Origin of the sequence: Blattabacterium sp. (Blattella germanica) str. Bge (assembly GCF_000022605.2) — a bacterium.
Classification (GTDB): Bacteria; Bacteroidota; Bacteroidia; order Flavobacteriales; family Blattabacteriaceae; genus Blattabacterium.
In genome coordinates this window covers 386001-405981 of the sequence record NC_013454.1, presented here as the reverse complement: position 1 = coordinate 405981, position 19981 = coordinate 386001, and the positions used below count along the sequence as shown (strand labels likewise).

At 27.1% G+C, this 19981-nt stretch carries 20 protein-coding genes and 1 tRNA gene; 10 read left to right on the top strand and 11 right to left on the bottom strand.

The genetic code is table 11. The features are described from left to right. Positions 1-54: 54 nt before the first annotated feature. Together rpsT and BLBBGE_RS02010 are read right to left on the bottom strand one after the other, a co-directional pair. On the bottom strand, positions 55-294 hold the full coding sequence (gene rpsT / locus BLBBGE_RS02015) for a 30S ribosomal protein S20 (protein ID WP_012840932.1): 240 nt from the start codon (positions 292-294) through the stop codon (positions 55-57). A 16-nt stretch (positions 295-310) separates the two neighbouring features. Continuing rightward, positions 311-382 (bottom strand) — tRNA-Glu (locus tag BLBBGE_RS02010). Positions 383-714: 332 nt separating this feature from the next. On the opposite strand from BLBBGE_RS02010, the gene BLBBGE_RS03225 reads away from it, so the two are divergent. Beyond that, a complete protein-coding gene (locus BLBBGE_RS03225) occupies positions 715-1065 on the top strand; it encodes a C40 family peptidase (RefSeq protein ID WP_012840931.1) in 351 nt (116 codons plus the stop codon). On the opposite strand, the gene BLBBGE_RS02000 is transcribed toward BLBBGE_RS03225, so the two are convergent. From BLBBGE_RS02000 to BLBBGE_RS01985, 4 genes are all read right to left on the bottom strand, one after another. Then, the gene (locus BLBBGE_RS02000; protein WP_052295598.1) at positions 1053-2249 is read right to left on the bottom strand and encodes a 3-phosphoshikimate 1-carboxyvinyltransferase; all 1197 of its coding nucleotides are present in this window, start codon (positions 2247-2249) and stop codon (positions 1053-1055) included. The genes BLBBGE_RS03225 and BLBBGE_RS02000 overlap by 13 nt on opposite strands. A 62-nt stretch (positions 2250-2311) precedes the next feature. Continuing rightward, positions 2312-2641 carry a nucleotide pyrophosphohydrolase gene (locus BLBBGE_RS01995; RefSeq protein ID WP_012840929.1) on the bottom strand — a complete coding sequence of 110 codons (330 nt, stop codon included), beginning with the start codon at positions 2639-2641 and terminating at the stop codon, positions 2312-2314. A gap of 1 nt (position 2642) precedes the next feature. Then, positions 2643-3608, bottom strand: a complete 966-nt coding sequence (locus BLBBGE_RS01990) for a transketolase C-terminal domain-containing protein (RefSeq protein ID WP_041936763.1) — start codon at positions 3606-3608, stop codon at positions 2643-2645. Positions 3609-3633: 25 nt separating this feature from the next. After that, the gene (locus BLBBGE_RS01985) at positions 3634-4497 is read right to left on the bottom strand and encodes a transketolase (protein WP_012840927.1); all 864 of its coding nucleotides are present in this window, start codon (positions 4495-4497) and stop codon (positions 3634-3636) included. A gap of 72 nt (positions 4498-4569) precedes the next feature. On the opposite strand from BLBBGE_RS01985, the gene smpB reads away from it, so the two are divergent. Together smpB and BLBBGE_RS01975 are read left to right on the top strand one after the other, a co-directional pair. After that, positions 4570-5019, top strand: a complete 450-nt coding sequence (gene smpB / locus BLBBGE_RS01980; protein WP_012840926.1) for an SsrA-binding protein SmpB — start codon at positions 4570-4572, stop codon at positions 5017-5019. A gap of 56 nt (positions 5020-5075) precedes the next feature. After that, positions 5076-6317, top strand: a complete 1242-nt coding sequence (locus tag BLBBGE_RS01975) for an OmpA family protein (protein ID WP_012840925.1) — start codon at positions 5076-5078, stop codon at positions 6315-6317. 27 nt (positions 6318-6344) lie between these two features. Here BLBBGE_RS01975 and BLBBGE_RS01970 read toward each other — a convergent pair whose 3' ends face one another. Further along, a complete protein-coding gene (locus tag BLBBGE_RS01970) occupies positions 6345-7139 on the bottom strand; it encodes a twin-arginine translocase subunit TatC (RefSeq protein WP_012840924.1) in 795 nt (264 codons plus the stop codon). 59 nt (positions 7140-7198) lie between these two features. On the opposite strand from BLBBGE_RS01970, the gene BLBBGE_RS01965 reads away from it, so the two are divergent. Next, positions 7199-8215 (top strand): redox-regulated ATPase YchF, encoded by a 1017-nt coding sequence (locus BLBBGE_RS01965; RefSeq protein ID WP_012840923.1) that lies wholly within the window; start codon positions 7199-7201, stop codon positions 8213-8215. Here BLBBGE_RS01965 and BLBBGE_RS01960 read toward each other — a convergent pair. Both BLBBGE_RS01960 and dapF read right to left on the bottom strand, forming a co-directional pair. After that, the gene (locus BLBBGE_RS01960; protein WP_041936705.1) at positions 8205-9290 is read right to left on the bottom strand and encodes a M42 family peptidase; all 1086 of its coding nucleotides are present in this window, start codon (positions 9288-9290) and stop codon (positions 8205-8207) included. The two genes, BLBBGE_RS01965 and BLBBGE_RS01960, sit on opposite strands and share 11 nt — an antisense overlap. Before the next feature lie 9 nt (positions 9291-9299). Continuing rightward, complete coding sequence (dapF, locus tag BLBBGE_RS01955; protein WP_012840921.1) at positions 9300-10106, bottom strand: diaminopimelate epimerase; 807 nt, start codon at positions 10104-10106, stop codon at positions 9300-9302. Positions 10107-10212: 106 nt separating this feature from the next. Between dapF and BLBBGE_RS01950 the strand changes: the two genes are divergently transcribed. After that, positions 10213-11724 (top strand): Do family serine endopeptidase, encoded by a 1512-nt coding sequence (locus tag BLBBGE_RS01950; RefSeq protein WP_012840920.1) that lies wholly within the window; start codon positions 10213-10215, stop codon positions 11722-11724. Here BLBBGE_RS01950 and BLBBGE_RS01945 read toward each other — a convergent pair. Beyond that, entirely contained in the window at positions 11721-12800 is a 1080-nt protein-coding gene (locus tag BLBBGE_RS01945) for an LptF/LptG family permease (RefSeq protein WP_012840919.1), read from the bottom strand. The genes BLBBGE_RS01950 and BLBBGE_RS01945 overlap by 4 nt on opposite strands. Next, positions 12797-13921, bottom strand: a complete 1125-nt coding sequence (gene tgt / locus BLBBGE_RS01940; protein WP_012840918.1) for a tRNA guanosine(34) transglycosylase Tgt — start codon at positions 13919-13921, stop codon at positions 12797-12799. Before tgt ends, BLBBGE_RS01945 begins: the two co-directional genes overlap by 4 nt. Positions 13922-14011: 90 nt before the next feature. On the opposite strand from tgt, the gene rsmH reads away from it, so the two are divergent. The 5 genes from rsmH (at position 14012) to mraY (ending at position 19976) form a co-directional block, all read left to right on the top strand. After that, complete coding sequence (gene rsmH / locus BLBBGE_RS01935; RefSeq protein WP_012840917.1) at positions 14012-14917, top strand: 16S rRNA (cytosine(1402)-N(4))-methyltransferase RsmH; 906 nt, start codon at positions 14012-14014, stop codon at positions 14915-14917. Between the two features lie 39 nt (positions 14918-14956). After that, a complete protein-coding gene (locus BLBBGE_RS01930) occupies positions 14957-15271 on the top strand; it encodes an FtsL-like putative cell division protein (RefSeq protein WP_041936762.1) in 315 nt (104 codons plus the stop codon). 33 nt (positions 15272-15304) lie between these two features. Further along, positions 15305-17275 carry a penicillin-binding protein gene (locus BLBBGE_RS01925; RefSeq protein ID WP_012840915.1) on the top strand — a complete coding sequence of 657 codons (1971 nt, stop codon included), beginning with the start codon at positions 15305-15307 and terminating at the stop codon, positions 17273-17275. Further along, entirely contained in the window at positions 17272-18777 is a 1506-nt protein-coding gene (locus BLBBGE_RS01920; RefSeq protein ID WP_012840914.1) for a UDP-N-acetylmuramoyl-L-alanyl-D-glutamate--2,6-diaminopimelate ligase, read from the top strand. The genes BLBBGE_RS01925 and BLBBGE_RS01920 overlap by 4 nt, the downstream gene beginning before the upstream one ends. Positions 18778-18887: 110 nt before the next feature. Continuing rightward, positions 18888-19976, top strand: coding sequence for a phospho-N-acetylmuramoyl-pentapeptide-transferase (mraY, locus tag BLBBGE_RS01915; protein WP_012840913.1), 1089 nt, complete (start codon positions 18888-18890; stop codon positions 19974-19976). Positions 19977-19981: the final 5 nt, after the last annotated feature.

Here is a 19981-nt window from a genome sequence, read left to right as displayed (position 1 = left end):
TAAAAAAGCTATGCCATGATGGAATTTCAAAAAATATTTCATTCAATACAATAATCAATTAGAGAATAATTTTTTATTTAATTGTTTTTTCAATCTAGCCGCTTTATTTCCATGTATAATATTTTTCTTAGCTAATTTATCTATCATAGAAATTACAATAGAATATTTTTCCTTATTTTTTTCCTTTAATAATTTTTTTATGGCTGTTTTTGTACTCTTATATACATATTTGTTACGTAAACGTTTAGTACGATTTTGTCTAATTCTTTTCAAAGAAGATAAATGATTTGCCATAATCCATAAATTATAGTAGCCCATAGGGGAATCGAACCCCTCTTTCCAGGATGAAAACCTGACGTCCTAACCAATAGACGAATGGGCCAAAAAAAAAATTAAGAACACAAATTAAATTTTTTTTGTGTTTAATACAAGTATTTTGTTTATATTTGAGTGTCTGTTTGAATTGCTTTAAAAAAAACAATCCTTATTATAAACTCTAAAATTGTTTTACTTGTAGTTTTTTATTATCATTTTCTTTCTGTTTCATTATATGGGAATGTAGAACAAAAATATGAAAGAATTTCTTTTAGAAAAAAGAAGCAAAATACATGCAGCAACAATTATAAAAATTCAAAAAATTATTTTCAAATCATCAATCAAAAACTGTTTTTTAAAGAAAAAACAGAATGTATTATAGAAAAAGCTAAAAACTATATGTTCACTCCATATAGATATGGAGGAAAAACTAAAACAGGAATTGATTGTTCTGCTTTTATAAAAAACGTTTTTGCTTCTTACAAAATATCTTTACCACGAATTTCTTATCATCAAGCTAAAAAAGGTTTTTTTGTTCCTAAAGAACAAATAGAAAAAGGAGATCTATTATTTTTTGCAACAGGAACATCTAAAAAAATAAATCATGTAGGAATGGTTATTCATGTGAGTCCCAATAATATATTTTTCATTCATGCTTCTACATCTAATGGAGTAATTATATCTCAATTATATCAAAAATACTGGAATCATAGATTTATTATGGCAAGAAGAATTCTTTATTCCTCATAATAATCAATTGAAAAACCTAAAGATCTTAAATCATTCCAAAAATTAGGATATGATTTTTTTACAACATTTGGGTCCTCTATTTGTAAAAAAGAAGAACATAATCCAAATGTAGAAAAAGACATTGCCATTCTGTGATCTTGATAAGTTTTTATTTTTATAAAGGAATTGATTTTTTTTCTAGAAAAGTCTGTGATTTCTAAACAAGAATCTGTAATGTTCGTTATGACTCCAAATTTTAATAATTCTTCTTTCAATGCTAGCAACCTATCTGTTTCTTTAATTTTTAATGTTTCTAACCCTTTTAAACTACATTTTATCCCTAGAGCTGCACAAGTAACAACAATAGTTTGTGCGATATCTGGAGTTTTATTTAAATTTAATTCTATGAATTTTTTTTCACAAAAATTTAATTTTTTCTTTAATGTCATTACATTTTTATCAAAAAAAGTAGTTATTCCAAAATTTTTATCATATATAGAAGCAACTTCTCTATCTCCTTGTAAACTTTCATTATTATACGAAGATAAAGTAATGTGACTTTGTTTGGATATCGCGGCCATTGAATAGTAATAAGAAGCAGAACTCCAATCTGATTCTATATGAAAGTATTTTTTACCCTTATTTCTTTTTGGATGAATATGGATAATTTCTTCTTCCCAAGAAGTTTTTATTCCTGCTAAAGTCAGTAAATCAAAAGTCATCTTTATGTATGGAATGGACGTAATATTCCCTTTTAGATGAATTTTTAGTCCAATTTTAAATTGACTGGCTATTAACATTAAGGAACTAATATACTGACTACTAATTTTTGCATCTATATCTATTTTTCCTCCTAAAATTTTCTTTCCCAAAATTTTTATTGGGGGATATCCTCTTTTTTCCAAATAGGAAATTTCAGATCCTAGCTCCCTTAGTGCTTCTACAAGTACAGAAATAGGCCTTTCTTTCATTCTTTCTGATCCTGTTAACACTATTTCTTTTCCCTCTTGAATAGCAAAATAAGAAGTTAAAAAACGCATTGCCGTTCCAGCATGATGAATATCTAATATATTAGAAGGACTAGTTAAACTTTTTTTTAATACTTCTGTATCTTCACAATTCGAAAGATTTTCAATCTGAATATCATCTTTATAAATGGCTTTCAAAATTAAAAGACGATTAGATACACTTTTAGATCCTGTTATAGATACAGAACCGGATAATAAACTCCCTTTTTTTTATAAATCCTAATATAAGAAGACATATTTTATTTTAATTTTTCATTTTCATGGTGTCTTGTGTGATCTCTGATTTCCTTTTTTTTTAATTTTTTATGAAAGGATTCTTCTAAATTGATTCCAGTTTGATTAGCTAAACAAACTATAACAAACAAAACATCTGATAACTCTTCTCCAAGATCTTCATTTTTTTTACAATTTTTCTTTTTAGATTGTTCCCCATAATGTCTAGCAATAATTCTAGAAACTTCACCTACTTCTTCTGATAAAAGAATAGTATTCGTTAACACGTCAAAATAACGCACTCCATGGTTCACGATCCAATTATGAACTAATTTTTGTATATCTTTGATTTCCAAATTAATTTTTCTTTTTTTTCAACAAAATCTGTATACGATTTATAATAGAATTACAATCAATGTTATATTTTTTCAAAAGTTCCATAGGTTTTCCACTCTCTCCAAAAACATCATTAACAGCTACTAAACTTTGAGGAACATAACATTTTTTGGTAGTAAGTATCCTAGCTACACTTTCCCCTAATCCTCCCCAATAATTGTGTTCTTCTGCAGTGAGAACACATTTCGTCTTATTTACAGATTTTAAAATAGACGTTTCATCCAACGGTTTGATTGTATGAATGTTAATTACTTCACATTCTATTCCTTCTTCTCTGTACAAAATTTTAGAGGCTTCTAAAGCTTCCCATACCAAATGTCCTGTGCAAACAATGGTAACATCTTTTCCTTCTGTTAAAAGAACAGCTTTTCCGATTTCAAACATTTGATTTTCATCCGTAAAATTAGCTACAGCAGGGCGACCAAAACGTAAATAAACTGGGCCTAAATAATGAGCTATCGCTAAAGTAGCTGCATAAGTTTGATTATAGTCACATGTATTGATAACAGTCATCCCAGGTAACATTTTCATCATTCCAATATCCTCTAAACTTTGATGTGTAGCTCCATCTTCTCCTAGAGTTAATCCAGAATGAGAAGCACATATTTTTACGTTTTTATAAGAATAAGCAATAGATTGACGTATCTGATCATAGACACGAGATGTAGCAAAATTAGCAAATGTACCTGCAAACGGAATATATTTTCCAATACTCAGTCCAGCTGCTATTCCAATCATATTAGCTTCTGCTATTCCTATTTGAAAAAATCTTTCTGGGAATTCTTTTGAAAATTGATTCATAAATAAAGAGCTAGTCAAATCGGCACACAATGCTACCACTCTTTTATTTTTTTTTCCCAAAAAAGTCAAAGCTTGACCAAACCCAGCTCTAGTTTCTTTGAGCCCTTTATTTTCATATTGTTTCATATTCATAATGCTGCATTTTATTTTTTTAATCAGATAAGGGATAATCTACAAAAGTAGTTTTAGGAAGTTGAGAGAGCGCTCTTTCTAATTCTTCTTGATTGGGATATTTTCCGTGCCATGCATTATTTCCTACCATAAAATCTACACCATATCCCATTTGAGTATATAGTATAATTAAAACAGGTTTTCCTTTTCCTGTTTCATTTTTTGCTTTTTTTAAAACGTCAATTACTTTTTCAATATTGTTTCCTTCTAATTCTTCTAAAACTTTCCAATCGAAAGATTCAAATTTTTTTTTCAAATTGCCTAGAGGCAATACCTCATCTGTTGTTCCATCTATTTGTTGTCCATTATAATCAATAGTTGCTATATAATTATCTATATTTCTAGCTCCTGCATATAAAACAGATTCCCAAATCTGACCTTCATTCAATTCTCCATCTCCATGTAAACTATAAATGATATTATGAAATTCTTTGTTTAATTTTTTTGATAAAGCTGCACCAACAGCCACAGACATTCCTTGCCCTAGAGAACCAGAAGAAATACGTATTCCGGGTAATCCTCTATGCACAGAAGGATGTCCCTGCAAACGGGAATTTAACTTTCTAAAAGTAGATAATTCTTTGATTGGAAAAAAACCGGAACGAGCTAATATACTATAATAAACAGGAGAAATATGTCCATTGGATAGAAAAAAAAGATCTTCTCCTTCTCCATCCATGGTAAAAATTTTGGGGTTATAATGCATTATTTCTTGATATAAAGCCACAAAATATTCCGTGCATCCCAAAGATCCACCTGGATGACCAGATTTTGCATCATTGACCATGCGTAGAATATCTCTTCTCACTTGAGAACACAAATCCTTTAGATAATGTAAATTCATTTTTTATTTCAATTTTTGAAAACTTTTTTGATATTTTTGTTATTAATTACATTACAAAAATAACAATTAATTATGAGTATTCTAAATAGAAAGGCTAGATTTCAATATCATTTTTTAGAATATTATGTAGCTGGTATCCAATTGTTTGGAACAGAAGTAAAATCCGTTAGACAAAACAAAGTTAATATTGTGGATAGTTTTTGTCAAATGCAAAATGGAGAATTGTATTCTATTGGAATGTACATAGCTGAGTACAAATTCGGAACCAATTGGAATCATTCAAGCAGAAGACAAAGGAAATTATTATTGAATAAAAAAGAATTAAAAAAAATCAATAAAAAATTGAAAGATACAGGGTTAACTATCGTTCCCATTGAATTATTTTTTAACGATAAAGGATACGTAAAAATGAAAATAGTTTTAGCTAAAGGAAAAAAAACATATGATAAACGTGAATCTTTGCGAAAAAGAGATTCTTTGAGAGAAATCAAACAATCTTTAAAAATTAAAGATTGTATTTAATTTATTTTTGAAATCAAATATTTATATTTGTTTAGATTCAAAGAAATTATAGTTTTATGAAAAACGTCAATTTTTTTATTATTGCTTTATTCGCTTTTTTTTCGTCTATATTCTCTCATGTTTTTTCTCAAGATTCGAAAGAAAAAGAAAAATGGTCTGTTAGAATAGGAGCACACGATATAAATTATTTTCCGATAAAATCTCCTTTAAAAGGTTTTTTTCTTAAAAAGAATAATAGTTTTAATCCTATTATTTCTCATGTAGAATTAGAGCACAAGATCAAAAAACATATAGGGTTATATTTAGATGCATCATTAGGAATGGTCGATAATAACAGGTGGAGAATAGCGAATGGTTTTTTTGTTAAACTGAGTCATGGGGTGAATTTATATATTTTTCCTCATTATAAGTTTGATCCCTATTTGCGATTAGGAGCAGGTTATCATAAATTTAACGGATACGTAAACAGAGAATTGAGAATTTCAGATACAAAATATTTTAAAACAAATAAGAAGAATTTTTTTGTATTAGACGGTGGATTAGGTTTCAATTTTTGGATCGTTTCTAATTTGGGGGTTAACCTGCAAAGTACTTATAATCAAGTATTTGCATATCAATCAGGAGATTTTTTGAATTTTTGGAAACATAATGTAGGAGTTATTTTTCGTTTTGGTAATTTAAAAATTACAGAAAATCAAAAATATAACAAAAATCAAGAAAACAAAAAAATAGTAGAAATAGATAAAAATCATTCTTATTATTCTTCAGAAAATAAAGAAAAAAAAGAAGAAGAAAAAATTTGTTGCCAAAATCAAAATCCAAAAGATTCTGATAAAGATGGAGTTTTAGATCAAGAAGATTTATGCCCCAATCAATTTGGATTAAGAAAATTCAAAGGTTGTCCCGACACAGATTCAGATAACGTTCCGGATTACGAAGATAAGTGTCCTAAAAAATTTGGAAAAAAAGAAAATCAAGGATGTCCTGATGTAGTTTTTAGCCCTATTTTATTTGATTTGGGTAAATTTGCATTAACTCCTCGTTCTTTATCAATTGTGAATGAAATAGCTGAAATCATAATCAATAGTCTACCTAATTCCAAATTTTATATAGATGGATATACAGATTCTCATGGAAAACTTTCTTATAATAAAACTTTATCTCTAAAAAGAGCAAACTCAGTATTTGAGGCTTTGATTTCTAAAGGAGTAGATTCTTCTAGAATAGAAGTTAGAGGATTGGTAGGAGGAAAATATAAGAAAAAGGGACGACGAGTAGAAATCACAATACGAAAATAAAAAGGATAAAACAAAAACCTCTTGATCTCAAGAGGTTTTTTTATTTGCAGAAAACGATATATATATACTTACTTCATAAAGAATTAACAAAGGTATTAAAACGATTATTGTACTTAAAATATCACCAGGGGTAATAGCAGAAGCAATAATTAACATTATTAGAAAAGCATGTTTTCTGTATTTCATTAAAAAAGTATAGGAAACCAATTCCATTTTAGTAAGAAGAAATATGAAAAATGGAAATAAAAAAAGAATCCCCATAGATAGTACAGAATGTATAATCAAAGAGATATAATCCGATAAATCGAATATGTTTTTTGGAACATCACTTATTCTAAAAGAGTATCCAAAATGAATTAAAAATGGACATAAAATAAAATAACCAAAAAGAACTCCTAATACAAATAAAAGAGTTACTATTATAAGTATTCCTCTAGAATATTTTCTTTCTTCATTCGAAAGAGCAGGTTTGATAAATTTCCAAAACTCATAAAAAATATAAGGAGACGATAAAATAACTCCTCCTATAAAACAAGTCCATACATAAATATTAAATTGTCCAAATATTTGTCTATTTTGTATTTCCAAATTTTTGGATAAAAAAGAAACAGGATTTAAATGAAACCCTAAAAAAGTATTTGTGAATTCATAAAAAATACGATAAGTAATGAAATCAGTTTTGGATGGAGCAAAAATAATGTAATCAAATATCATATTTTTATTATTCATTAAAATAATCATTGCAATGATAATAGCAAAAAAACAATGAATAACATGTTTTCTCAGCTCTTCAATGTGTTTCCAAAACGGCATTTTTTTCATTCATTAAAATTCATGTTTATACTGATAAAAATAATTGTAATTTTTAAATATTAACAATAATGAAATGTGGAATTATTGGTCTTCCTAACACAGGAAAATCAACATTTTTTAACTTTATTTCTAACTCTAAAGTTTTATCAGAAAATTTTCCTTTTTGTACGATAGAACCTAATTATGGAATGACAAAAGTTCCAGATCAAAGGCTATATGAACTAAAAGAGATAATTCAGCCAATGAAAATAATTCCATCCGAAATCAAAATAGTAGATATAGCAGGTCTCATAAAAGGTTCCCATAAAGGAGATGGATTAGGAAATAAATTTTTATCTCATATTCGTGAAACAAATGTCATTATCCATATGATACGTCTTTTTCACGACATAAGCGTTATTCATGTAGAAGGATCTATCAATCCTATTAGAGACAAAGAAATCATAGACATGGAATTACAGTTGAAAGATCTAGATACAATAGAAAATCGATTAGAAAAGATTACAAAAAAAAACAAAAATAATAGATCTATTAATACACTACAAAAAATTTTTTCTTTTTTAAAAGAAGGAAAAAATATTAGAATGTATCCATTTCAAGAAGATGAAAAAAAACATATAAAGGATTTACAATTATTAACTGAAAAACCTGTTCTTTATGTATGTAATACGGATGAAAAAGTAAATGAATTTCATCATTTACATATAAAAAATCTTAAAAAAATAGTAGAGATGGAGAATTCTACTTTGGTTGTTTTCTCATTGAAAAAAAATTCCATATCTTATGGAATTGAAAAAATTCTGAAAAAAGCTTATAAGTTATTAAACTTACAAAGTTTTTTTACGGTAGGAAAAAAAGAGATACGAGCTTGGTCAATTCCTAATCAATGTACAGCTTATGAAGCTTCTTCAGTCATTCATACAGATTTTAAAAAAGGATTTATAAAAGCAGAAGTTATTCATTATAATGATTTTATAAAATATAAATCAGAAGAAAAAGTAAAAAAAGCAGGAAAGATTTTTTTGGCAGGAAAAAATTATTTAATTCAAGATGGAGATATAATTCATTTTAGATTTAATCGATAAAAAATTTTTTAGAATTATTAATTTCTTGTAAAGTTTCAAAAATTAGAAATATAGCTTTTTCTACATCTTTTTTATGAACCATTTCTACGGTAGTATGCATGTATTTTAGAGGGATGGATATTAAAGCAGATGATACTCCTTTATTGGAATAAGCAAAAGCGTCTGTATCTGTTCCTGTATATCTAGATGAAACCAAACGTTGAAAAAGTATTTTTTTACTGTTAGCAGTATTAATAATAAGTTCTCTAAGATTTTTTTGTATTGATGGGGCATATCCAATAACAGGTCCTAATCCACATTTAATATCTCCTTGTATCTTTTTATCAATCATAGGACTAGATGTATCATGTGTTACATCCGTAACAATAGCCATATTTGGTTGTATGGTTTGAGAAATCATTTTAGCTCCTCTTAATCCTACTTCCTCTTGAACAGAATTCACTATGTATAATCCAAATTTTAAATGAATATTATTTTCCATGATCATTTTTGCTACTTCTGCTATTATAAAACCTCCTATTTTATTATCTAATGCTCTAGATATAAAATAATTGTGATTCATGATAAAAAATTCATCAGGATAAGTAATAATACAACCTACATGAACACCTAGATCAATGGCTTCAGTTTTACTAGAAACACCAATATCCACAAATATATTGTCTATACTAGGAGATTTTTCTTCTGAAGATTTTCTTGTGTGAATTGCTGGCCATCCAAATATTCCATGAACGAATCCTTTTTCTGTATGAATAATGACTTTTTTAGATGGGGCTATTTGATGATCTGATCCTCCATTACGAGAAACATATATAATGCCATCTTCTGTAATATAATTTACATACCAAGATATTTCATCAACATGAGCTTCAATAATTAATTTATATGGAGAATTAGGATTGATAATTCCTACTGCTGTTCCATACAAATCGGTTTGAATTTTTTCTACATAAGAATTAATGTAATTCATCCATATTTTTTGACCTTCACTTTCACATCCAGTTGGAGAAGAGCCATTTAAATATTTTTTAAGAAATTTTAAAGAATCACTACTAATTGAATAATTATTTTTCATCATTTCATATCAAATAAAAATACATCCTTGAAATATAAATTGAACAGATCCAGTTAAATAAATATCTTTATATTCGTTTTTTGTTTCTTTTAATGAAACCCATAATTTTCCTCCTATAGTATGAACTAGAATTTTTTCAATAGAGGAAATTCGATTCGTTTCATATGCTGCAATGACAGAAGCTGTAACTCCAGTTCCACAAGATAAAGTTTCATTTTCTACCCCTCTTTCATAAGTACGTACTTGTAAAGTTTTATTTTCAAGTATTTCTACAAAATTCACATTGACTCCTTTTTTCAAATAAGGATTTCGAAATCTAATTTTTTTTCCTTCTTCGTACACATTTATTTCTTTTATATTTTCTACAAAAATAATATGGTGAGGAGATCCAGTGTTTAAAAAAACGTGTTCAGGATGAATTTCGATTTCATTTTTTTGAATATTAATTAAATTAATGGAAACCAAACATTTATCATTTTTTTCGTTTTTTATTATCAATCCATAATGATGTCCATCTATGGCTCTAAAATGAATTTTATTTTCTTTGTTGATTCCTAATTTTTTAGCGAAAAAAATGGCGCATCTTCCTCCATTTCCACACATTGTACTTTCTTTTCCATCAGAATTATAATATTGCATATAAAAATCACTTTTGGAATCATTTTGGATCAAAATGATTCCATCTGCCCCAATTCCAAAATGTCTATTACATAATTTTTTTAAAATGGTATATTCCTTAACTATTTTTTTTGTCCTGTCATCTAGGAGAATGAAATCATTTCCCGTTCCCTGATATTTAAAAAAATTAAATTTCATAAAAACGAAGTTAACATTATTTTTTAGAATCTAAGTTATGAATATTATTAATTTATTTACTATTTCTATTATATTTGTGATGAATAAGTAACTATCAAAATATGATATGAAGAGAATAGTTTTTTATATTATACTTAGCAGTATTATGAGTTCAATCATAACCATTGCTGCTTATAAACAATACACTAAAGAAGATCCTTTTCTTTTTCCATATACATCATCTTCTTCTTTGTCAAAAACAAAACTAACTTCATCAGATTCTTCATCATTGGTTGGTTCTGCAGGATCGCCTGATTTTACCAGAGTTGTAGCCAAAACAATACATGCAGTAGTAAATGTAAAAAATTATTACAAAAAAAATATAACAACCAATTTGATCCATTTGATTTCTTTTTTTGGATTTCCTGATGATTTTGGAAATAGAGGAAAAAAACCCCAAAAAAATGACCTTCCTGGACTTCATGGATCAGGAGTTATCGTCTCACCGGATGGATATATTGTAACTAATAATCATGTGATCAAAGACGCAGAAAAAATTGAAATCACTCTGAATGATCAAAGAACTTATAGAGCTAAATTGATAGGAACAGATCCGAGCACGGATATCGCATTATTAAAAATAAGTGATAAAAATTTACCTTTTATTTATTTTTCGGATTCTAATAAAGTCCAGGTAGGAGAATGGGTTTTAGCAATAGGAAACCCTTTTGATTTAAATTCTACTGTCACAGCAGGGATTATCAGTGCAAAAAACAGAAGTTTAGGAATATTAAGAGGAGAAACACAATCAGCTATTGAATCTTTTTTTCAAACAGATGCAGCTGTCAATCCTGGAAATAGTGGAGGGGCATTGGTTAATACAAATGGAGAGTTAATTGGAATTAATACAGCTATTTCTTCATCTTCAGGAAATTTTATAGGATATAGTTTCGCGGCTCCTTCTAATTTAGTAGCAAAAGTTATACAAGATATCAAAAAATATGGTACAGTACAACGTGCATATTTAGGAGTTAGAGGAATGGATCTTTCTAAAACAGAATACTTAAAGGCTTATAATAAAGAAACACATCAAAACATAAAACCACAACAAGGTTTTTTAATAGGAGAAGTATTTGATCAAAGTGGAGCTGCAGATGCAGGTATGAAAAAAGGAGATATCATAAAAAGCATAGACGGAAAACCAATACAAAATGTTGCGGATTTATCATTTATTGTAGGAACAAAACATCCAGGGGATAAGGTAAAAGTAAATATTATACGGAACGGACATAAAAAAACCTTTAACGTAACTTTAAAAGATTTGCAAGGAAGAACAAAAATAAGAAATAGAGAGGAAATTAGTCCATCTGAATTATTAGGAGCAACATTTGAACCACTTAGTCAAGAGTATAAAAAAGATTTTGGCATTGATTATGGAATTAGAATAAGAGAAATTAGAACAGGTCGTTTAAGTTCTATAGGAATGGAAGAAGGAGACATTATTTTATCTATTAATGGAGAAAAAATGAGAAAACCTAATGATGTAGATCGCGTTTTAAAAAAATACTCAGGAGATGTTACTATAAAATCTATTAAACAAAATGGACAAGTATATATAGCAGGGTTTGAAATGAATTAATTATTTATATTTTTCCAATAAAAAAACAATGCTATTATTCCCAATAATACATTGGGTAGCCAAACAGATAAATAAGAAGGGATGGTATCCTTTGTAGAATATATTTTTGTAATTTCCATAAAAAAAATATAAAAAACAGCTAATACAATTCCTAGGATTATATTATAACCAGTTTCACTTTTTTTTGAAGATAAAGAGAATCCTAAAATAGTGAATATAAAAGTAGAAAAAGGTAAGCTCGTTCTTTGATAATACTCATTTAAATGAATATTTACATTTCTATTTTTTTTTTCTATATCTATAAATTTTTTCAATTCATAAATATTCATAGTTTCTGCTATATATTCTTCCGGTAAAAGTTCTTCAGGAGTGAAGGAAAATTTCTTGATTTTATAATCCCCTTTAATAAAAAAATCATAATTTTTTTTGATTGTAGTTTCTCTGTAATCAGATAAAACATATATTTTTTTTTTTTTGTACCCAAAAATATTTTTGGATTTTAAAATATATATTAATTTTTTACCATTAAATTTTTGATAAACAAATTCTTTCCCTATATTCTTTTTTCTTGAGAAATTTCTAATAAAAATATATTCATTTTTTGAAATTTGAGTACTTATAGTTTGATTTTTTTCATATTTATTTTTATATCTTGAACTTAATAAATATTGATAATGAAATTGATTTTTTTTTTTGTTAGCCATAGGAAGAAAATAATAGTTGATTAGTAAGGAGACAGTCCCTATCATGATAGCTGATATTAAATAAGGAACAATCAATCTGTTCAAGCTAATTCCGCTTGACAAAATAGCGGTAATTTCTGAATTATTTTCTAATTTAGATGTGAAAAAGATAACAGATAAAAAAACGGAAATAGGAGAAAAAGTATTAGCTAACCATATGGACCAATAAGGATAATAAAAAATTAAAGCTTTTTTAATTGATCCTTGATTATTTTCCAAACGATGCATTCGTTGAGAAATGTCTATCACGACAGATAACAATTGTAGAGAAACAGTAATAAATATAAAAGTTATCAAAAGATTACGAATAATGTAACGATCAAGAATTTTCATAAACGTTTTTTTAACAAAGGAATTACCGATTCTTTCCAAGAAAAAAATTGATTATTCATGATATGAACTCTTGCTTGTTGAATTAAATCAGAGTAAAAAGATAGATTATGTATAGAGGCAATTTCTTTTGCTAAATTATCTCTGGATAAAAAAAGGTGTCTTACATAAGATTTGCTATACGATTGATCTACATAAGAATTTCCAAATTCATCTAAACAGGAAAAATCTTTTTCCCATTTTTTATTTTTCATATTCATGATTCCTTTCCATGTAAATAACATTCCGTGACGTCCATTCCTTGTAGGAATAACACAATCAAACATATCTATTCCAAGAGATATCCCTTCCAAAATATCTACAGGATTTCCTACTCCCATTAAATATCTCGGTTTTTCTTTAGGTAAAATATCTGTAACCAAATCAATGATATTCTGTGTTTGTTCTTTTTCTTCTCCTAAACTTAATCCACCGATTGCATAACCTTCAGTTTCTAACAAGGAAATTTCTTTTGCAGAATTTTTTCTTAAATCGGGATAAATACTTCCTTGAAGAATAGGAAAAAAACTTTGTTTGTAATTATATATTTCTGGATGATTTTGTAAATAGGAACAACATTTTTTTAACCAAATATGCGTTTTTTTTATAGATTTTTTAGCTTCTTGATAACTACAAGGAAAAGGAGGGCAATCGTCGAAAGCCATAATAATATCTCCGCCAATAAAACGTTGAATTTCCATAGATTTTTCTGGAGAAAAAAAATGATAGGATCCATTTATAATAGATTTAAATACTACTCCATTTTCTGTGATTTTATTTAATTTTCTCATAGAGAAAACTTGAAAACCTCCACTATCCGTTAATATAGATTCGTTCCAATTCATAAAAGAGTGAATCCCTCCGGCTTTATGGAATACTTCAATACCGGGTTTCAAATATAAGTGATAAGTATTTCCAAGAATTATTTTTGAGATTTTATGTATTTCATGTATTGGTACACTTTTAACATAGCCTTTTGAAGCAACTGGCATAAAAATAGGAGTTTCTATTTTTCCATGATCTGTTTTTAGAATCCCAGCTCTGGCTTTAGAAAAACGATCCGTTTTAATTAAATTAAATTTCATTTGAAAAAAATTTTTTTAAAATTCCAATGATAAATGATAGATACAACATATAATTTCGTACTATAATAGATTTTCTGTAAAAAAAAAAAAATGGGGTTTCAACATTTTTACTACCATCATGAACCAGTTCTTCTAAAAGAAAGCATAGAAAATTTAATTACAGATAAAAATGGAATTTATGTAGATGCAACATTTGGTGGAGGAGGGCATTCTTATGCTATTCTGAAAAAATTGAATAAAAGGGGAATTTTAATAGCTTTGGATCAGGATAAGGAATCTATAAAAAGAAATTTTATTAAGGATAAACGTTTTCATCTATTTCACAATAATTTTATTCACATACGTGACATTTTGAATCAAAATCATATAGAAAAAGTATCAGGAATATTAGTTGATTTAGGTCTTTCCTCTTTACAAATAGATAATCCTACAAGAGGATTTTCAAATCAGTGGAATTGTACTTTAGATATGAGAATGAATCAGGAATCTTCTTATTCCGCTCAAAATGTTATCAACGAATGTTCAAAAAAAGAGTTATTTCATATATTTTATGAATATGGAGAATTTAAAAATGCAAAAAAAATTGTGGAAAAAATACTCAAAAAACGTTTTCAAAAAAATATTACTAATACTTTGGATTTAAGCAATCTTTTTTTTATTCATGGATCTTTCAAAAAAAGAAAAAGATTTCTTGCTAGACTTTTTCAATCAATACGAATAGAAGTGAATAATGAAATAAATATTTTAAAGGATTTTTTATTAGAATCTTCTAAAATTATCCTACCAGGTGGTAGAATAGCTGTAATTTCATATCATTCTATTGAAGATAGAATCACAAAATATTTTTTAAAAGAGGAATTTTTAATAAAAAAAATGAATTTCAAAACTCTTCCATTCAGAATGATACATAAAAAAGTTATCAAACCAAGCTTTCAGGAGATTATAAGAAATCCAAGATCTAGAAGTGCTAGGTTAAGAATAGCGGAAAAAGTTTAATCATTAAATTATTCAAATAAAATGAAAATGAAAAAAAACATGAAAACAAATATCAAAGATATCCTGAAAGGAAAGTTTTTAGTTAAAGAAGATGCCTACCGTAGTTGGAATTTCATTGTTTTTCTGACTGTACTATCTTTAATAAGCATTACAAGTTCACATATGATGGATAGAAAAATTAGAAAAATAACTCAAATTAGTGAAGAAATTAAAGAATTGAAATCTGAATATGCAGATGTACATAGTAAATGTATGAAAATGCAATTAGCTTCTTTCCTTAGAAAAAAACTAGTTCATGTCAATGGATTAAAACATTTAGAGGTTCCTCCGTATGAATTAATCTTAGAAGATTAACAAGAAAAAGAGATGGATACAAGAAAATAAAGAATGAAACGAAAAAGATATATTTTATTATATAAATCTTACTTAATTGGTTTTTTATTCATCTTTATTGCAGCATTAATTATTTTCAATTTGTTCTATATTCAAAATTATTCAGAAAGATACAAAAAATCTGTTATAGAAAAAACGATTAGAACCAATTTAATTAAAGCTAAACGTGGAAACATTTATGCATCAGATAGTAGTATTCTAGCTATGTCTGTCATAAGATATGATATTCACATTGATTTTAGATCCATATCTGAAAAGTTATTTCAAGAGAATATTTATTCTTTATGTAACTCATTGGAATCTTTGTTTAAAAAACCAAAATTTTTTTCTATAAAAAATTTCAGTATGAAAAAAAAAGGGAATAGATATTTTTTGTTAGCAAAAAATTTAGATTATCCACATTTCAAAATATTACGAAATCTTCCTATTTTTAATAAAGGACAAATCAAGGGTGGGTTTATTGTAGAAAAAAAAATATGCAGAATTCATACATTAGAAAATATTGGAAAAAGAACATTAGGGTATGATGATCATAGAGGGAAAGTAGGACTAGAAGGAGCCTTTAGCAAATATTTAAAAGGAAAAGATGGAAAGAGATTAGAACAACGTATCAGTTCTAAAATATGGAAACCATTAAAATCAGGAAATGAAATCGATCCAGAAGATGGAAAAGATGTTTATTCGACTATCGATATATATTTGCAAGATATAGCTTACCATGCATTACTTCAAGAATTATCTATATCAAAAGCAGATCATGGATGTGTTATTCTTATGGATGTAAAAAGTGGAGAAATCCCTGCTATGATTAATCTAGAAAAAACCAAAAAAAATACTTACGAAGATTTAAGAAATTTTGCAGTATGGGAAGGAAGTGAACCAGGCTCCACGTTTAAAACCATGGCAATTCTTGCTGCTCTAGAAGATAAAAAAATAGATCTTGATATGATAGTGAATATAAAAGGAGGAGTCATGAAATTAAGAGGAAAAAAAATACGTGATAGTCACTACAATGGATATGCAGAAATGAATCCAAAACAAATTTTGGAATTATCTTCAAATGTAGGAATAGCAAAAATTATTTATGAGAATTATAAAAAAAATCCAGAACAATTCATAGGACACTTATGTAAATGGAAATTAGATAGAAAAATAGGGATAGAGATTCCAGGTGAAAGTATGCCTTTCATTCCAAAACCTGGAAAAAAGAATTGGAGTAGCATTACATTACCATGGATGACTTTTGGATATAATATCAAACTAACTCCTTTACAAATACTCACTTTTTACAATGCTATAGCCAATCAAGGAAAAATGATTAAACCTTTATTTATCAGAGAAATCAAACATCATGGAAAAAGTATCAAAAAATATACAAAACCTATTATAATGAATCCTTCTATAGCTGAAAAATCTTCTCTCATCAAAATTCAAAATATGTTGGAAGGAGTCGTAAAAAATGGAACAGCTAAAAAATATTACAATCCAGAATATCCTTATGCAGGAAAAACTGGCACAACACAGTTAAACTACTGGATCAAAGGAAAACCTTTGTCTTACAATAGTTCTTTCGTAGGATACTTTCCCGCTAAAAATCCAAAATATTCTTGTATTGTAGTCATTTCAAAACCAGAAAAAGGATATTACGGAATTGAAGTAGCAGTTCCTGTATTTGATAAAATAGCTAAATCTATTTATCCAAAAATAGAAAAAAAAACATTTTGCAAAAAAAAAGAAAATCAAGAAAATTTACTTAAAAAGATTAAAGAGTCTAAAAATTTTTTTGTTGAAAAATGGATTATGCCTAATGTCATATCCACTCCTGGAAAAGAAATTATACCTATCCTAGAAAATAGGGGTTTTCATATTCAATATCAAGGAATCGGAAAAGTGGTTCATCAGTCTATTCAACCAGGAAATAAATTGAAAAGAAATCAGATTATATTTCTTAAACTAGAAGAATGAAAAAGAGATTAAAGGATATTCTAAAAAAAGTAGATGTGTTAAAAATAGTAGGAAAAAATACTTCTAAATTGATAGAAAGAATTTCTATGTATTCCAAAATCATACAAAAAAATATGATTTTTGTGGCCAAAAAAGGGAAAACAACAGATGGCCATGAATTTATTACAAATGCTATACAAAACGGAGCTCATACTATAGTTTGTGAAAAAATTCCTTCTTCTATTCATAAAAAGATTACCTACGTTCTTGTTCCAGATTCCATGAATGCTTTAGGAATTATATCTTCCAATTTTTATGATCATCCTACAAAAAAGATAAAATTAATAGGAATTACAGGGACAAATGGAAAAACTTCTGTAGCTACAATACTTCATCAGTTATTTTCTAAAATGGGAGAAAAAAATATTCTTATTTCTACCATGGGGATCCAAATATTATCTAAAAAATATCCGACAACACATACAACTCCAAATATTATTGAAATCAATAAATATTTAAATCTATCAATTCGTAAAGGATGCAAATATGCTTTTATGGAAGTCAGTTCACATGGAATCCATCAAAAAAGAATTGCCGGATTATTATTTCAAGGAGGTGTTTTTACTAATATAACACATGATCACTTAGATTATCATGAATCTTTTGATCATTATCTATCTACTAAAAAGTTTTTTTTTGAAAATTTATCTAAGAAAGCTTTTGCATTAATTAATTCCGACGATGAAAATTCGTATAAAATCATAAAAGATATTTTATCTAAAACCTATTTTTACGGTTTGAAAAAAAATGCAAATTTCAAAATTCAAATTTTGAAAGAAAGCATTCATGGAAGTCAATTGCTTATTGATGGTCATAAAATTTTTACTAAATTAATCGGAACATTTAATGTTTATAATCTATTAGCTGGCTACGCTACAGCCATTTTGTTAGGAAAAAAGAAAGACAATATTCTAAAAAAAATAAAAAATATAAAACCTATCAGAGGACGTTTTGAACAATTTATATCGAATTCAGGAATTCGTGTTATTGTAGATTATGCTCATAATCCAGATGGATTAAAAACTGTTTTAAATACCCTTAAAAAAATAAAAAACGATGATGGAAAATTAATTTGTGTTATAGGTTGTGGAGGAAATAGAGATATAAAAAAACGTTCTTTAATGGGAAAAATTGTTTATGAAACATGTGATGTTTCTATTTTCACATCCGATAACCCTAGAGAAGAAGATAGGGAAAAAATATTAGTTGATATGAAAAATTTTAAATCCTCTATCTATAAAGATAAAGAATCGATTTTAACTTTTGTCAACCGAAAAAAAGCTATTGAAACGGCAATTCAAATTGCGAAAAAAAAAGATATCATTCTGATTGCTGGAAAGGGTCATGAAACTTATCAAGAAATCAAAGGAATACGTTTTCCTTTTAATGACATGAAAATAGCTCAATATTTATTAAAAACTTATGATCAGTTGAGATGTTGTGTGAAAAGTGAAATGAAATAATATGATGATTGCTTGTTTATTAAAATACTTAATTTTTATTTCTTTGATAAATTCTGTTTCTGTTTTTTTAAGAGCTGTAATAGCTTTTTTTTTGTCGTTTTGTATAGCGTTTGGTTTTTTATAAAAAGATTATATGTTGGAATCATAGAAAAAAAAATAGCATAGGAGAACATATACGAAATCTTGGACTTATTGGACAAAAAGAAAAAGAAGGAATTCCAACGATGGGAGGAATTGTAATGATATTTTCCACATTAATTCCTACAATTCTTTTCTCTTCTTTGAAGAATATATATGTAATTATTTTGATTATCACAATGTTACATATGGGGTTTCTTGGATTTTTAGATGATTACATTAAAATAAAATATAACAAAAAAGGACTTAGTATAATGGGAAAAATATTAGGTCAGATTCTATTAGGGCTTTTAATTGGAAGCACTATGTATTTTTTTAATACAAATGTTTCTATTCAAAAAATAGATTCCAATTTATTGGAAAAAAAAGAACATGGATTCAAGACCACTATTCCTATTCCCATTTTTTCTAGTCATAAAAATGAATTTGATTATGCTTATCTTTTAAGCTGGTATAATAAAAAATGGAAAAAATATACATGGATCGTTTTTATCCCTATAGTGATTTTAATTATGACATTTTTATCCAACGGAGCGAATCTAACCGATGGAATAGACGGATTGACAGCTGGAATTTCCTCTATTATTTTTGCTACTTTATCTTTATTATCTATCATATCCAGTAATAAAATATATTCATCTCATCTTCATTTTATATATATTCCTCATTTAGATGAAATCCTCATATTTTCTTTTTCTTTTTTAGGAGCTTTAATAAGCTTTCTTTGGTACAATACCTATCCAGCTCAAATTTTCATGGGAGATACTGGTAGCTTGACTTTAGGAGGAGTTATAGCGACTCTAGCTATTATAAATAGGAAAGAATTGATATTACCTATTTTATGTGGAATTTTTTTTATAGAAAATATTTCTGTCATAATACAAGTATTGTATTTTAGATATTCTAAAAAAAAATATGGTATAGGAAAAAGAATTTTTCTCATGGCTCCTTTGCATCATCATTTTCAAAAATTAGGATATCATGAAAATAAAATTTTCAATCGTTTTATCATCATACAAATGATGCTTTCTATGTTGGTATTGATTTTATTAATTATATAAATAAC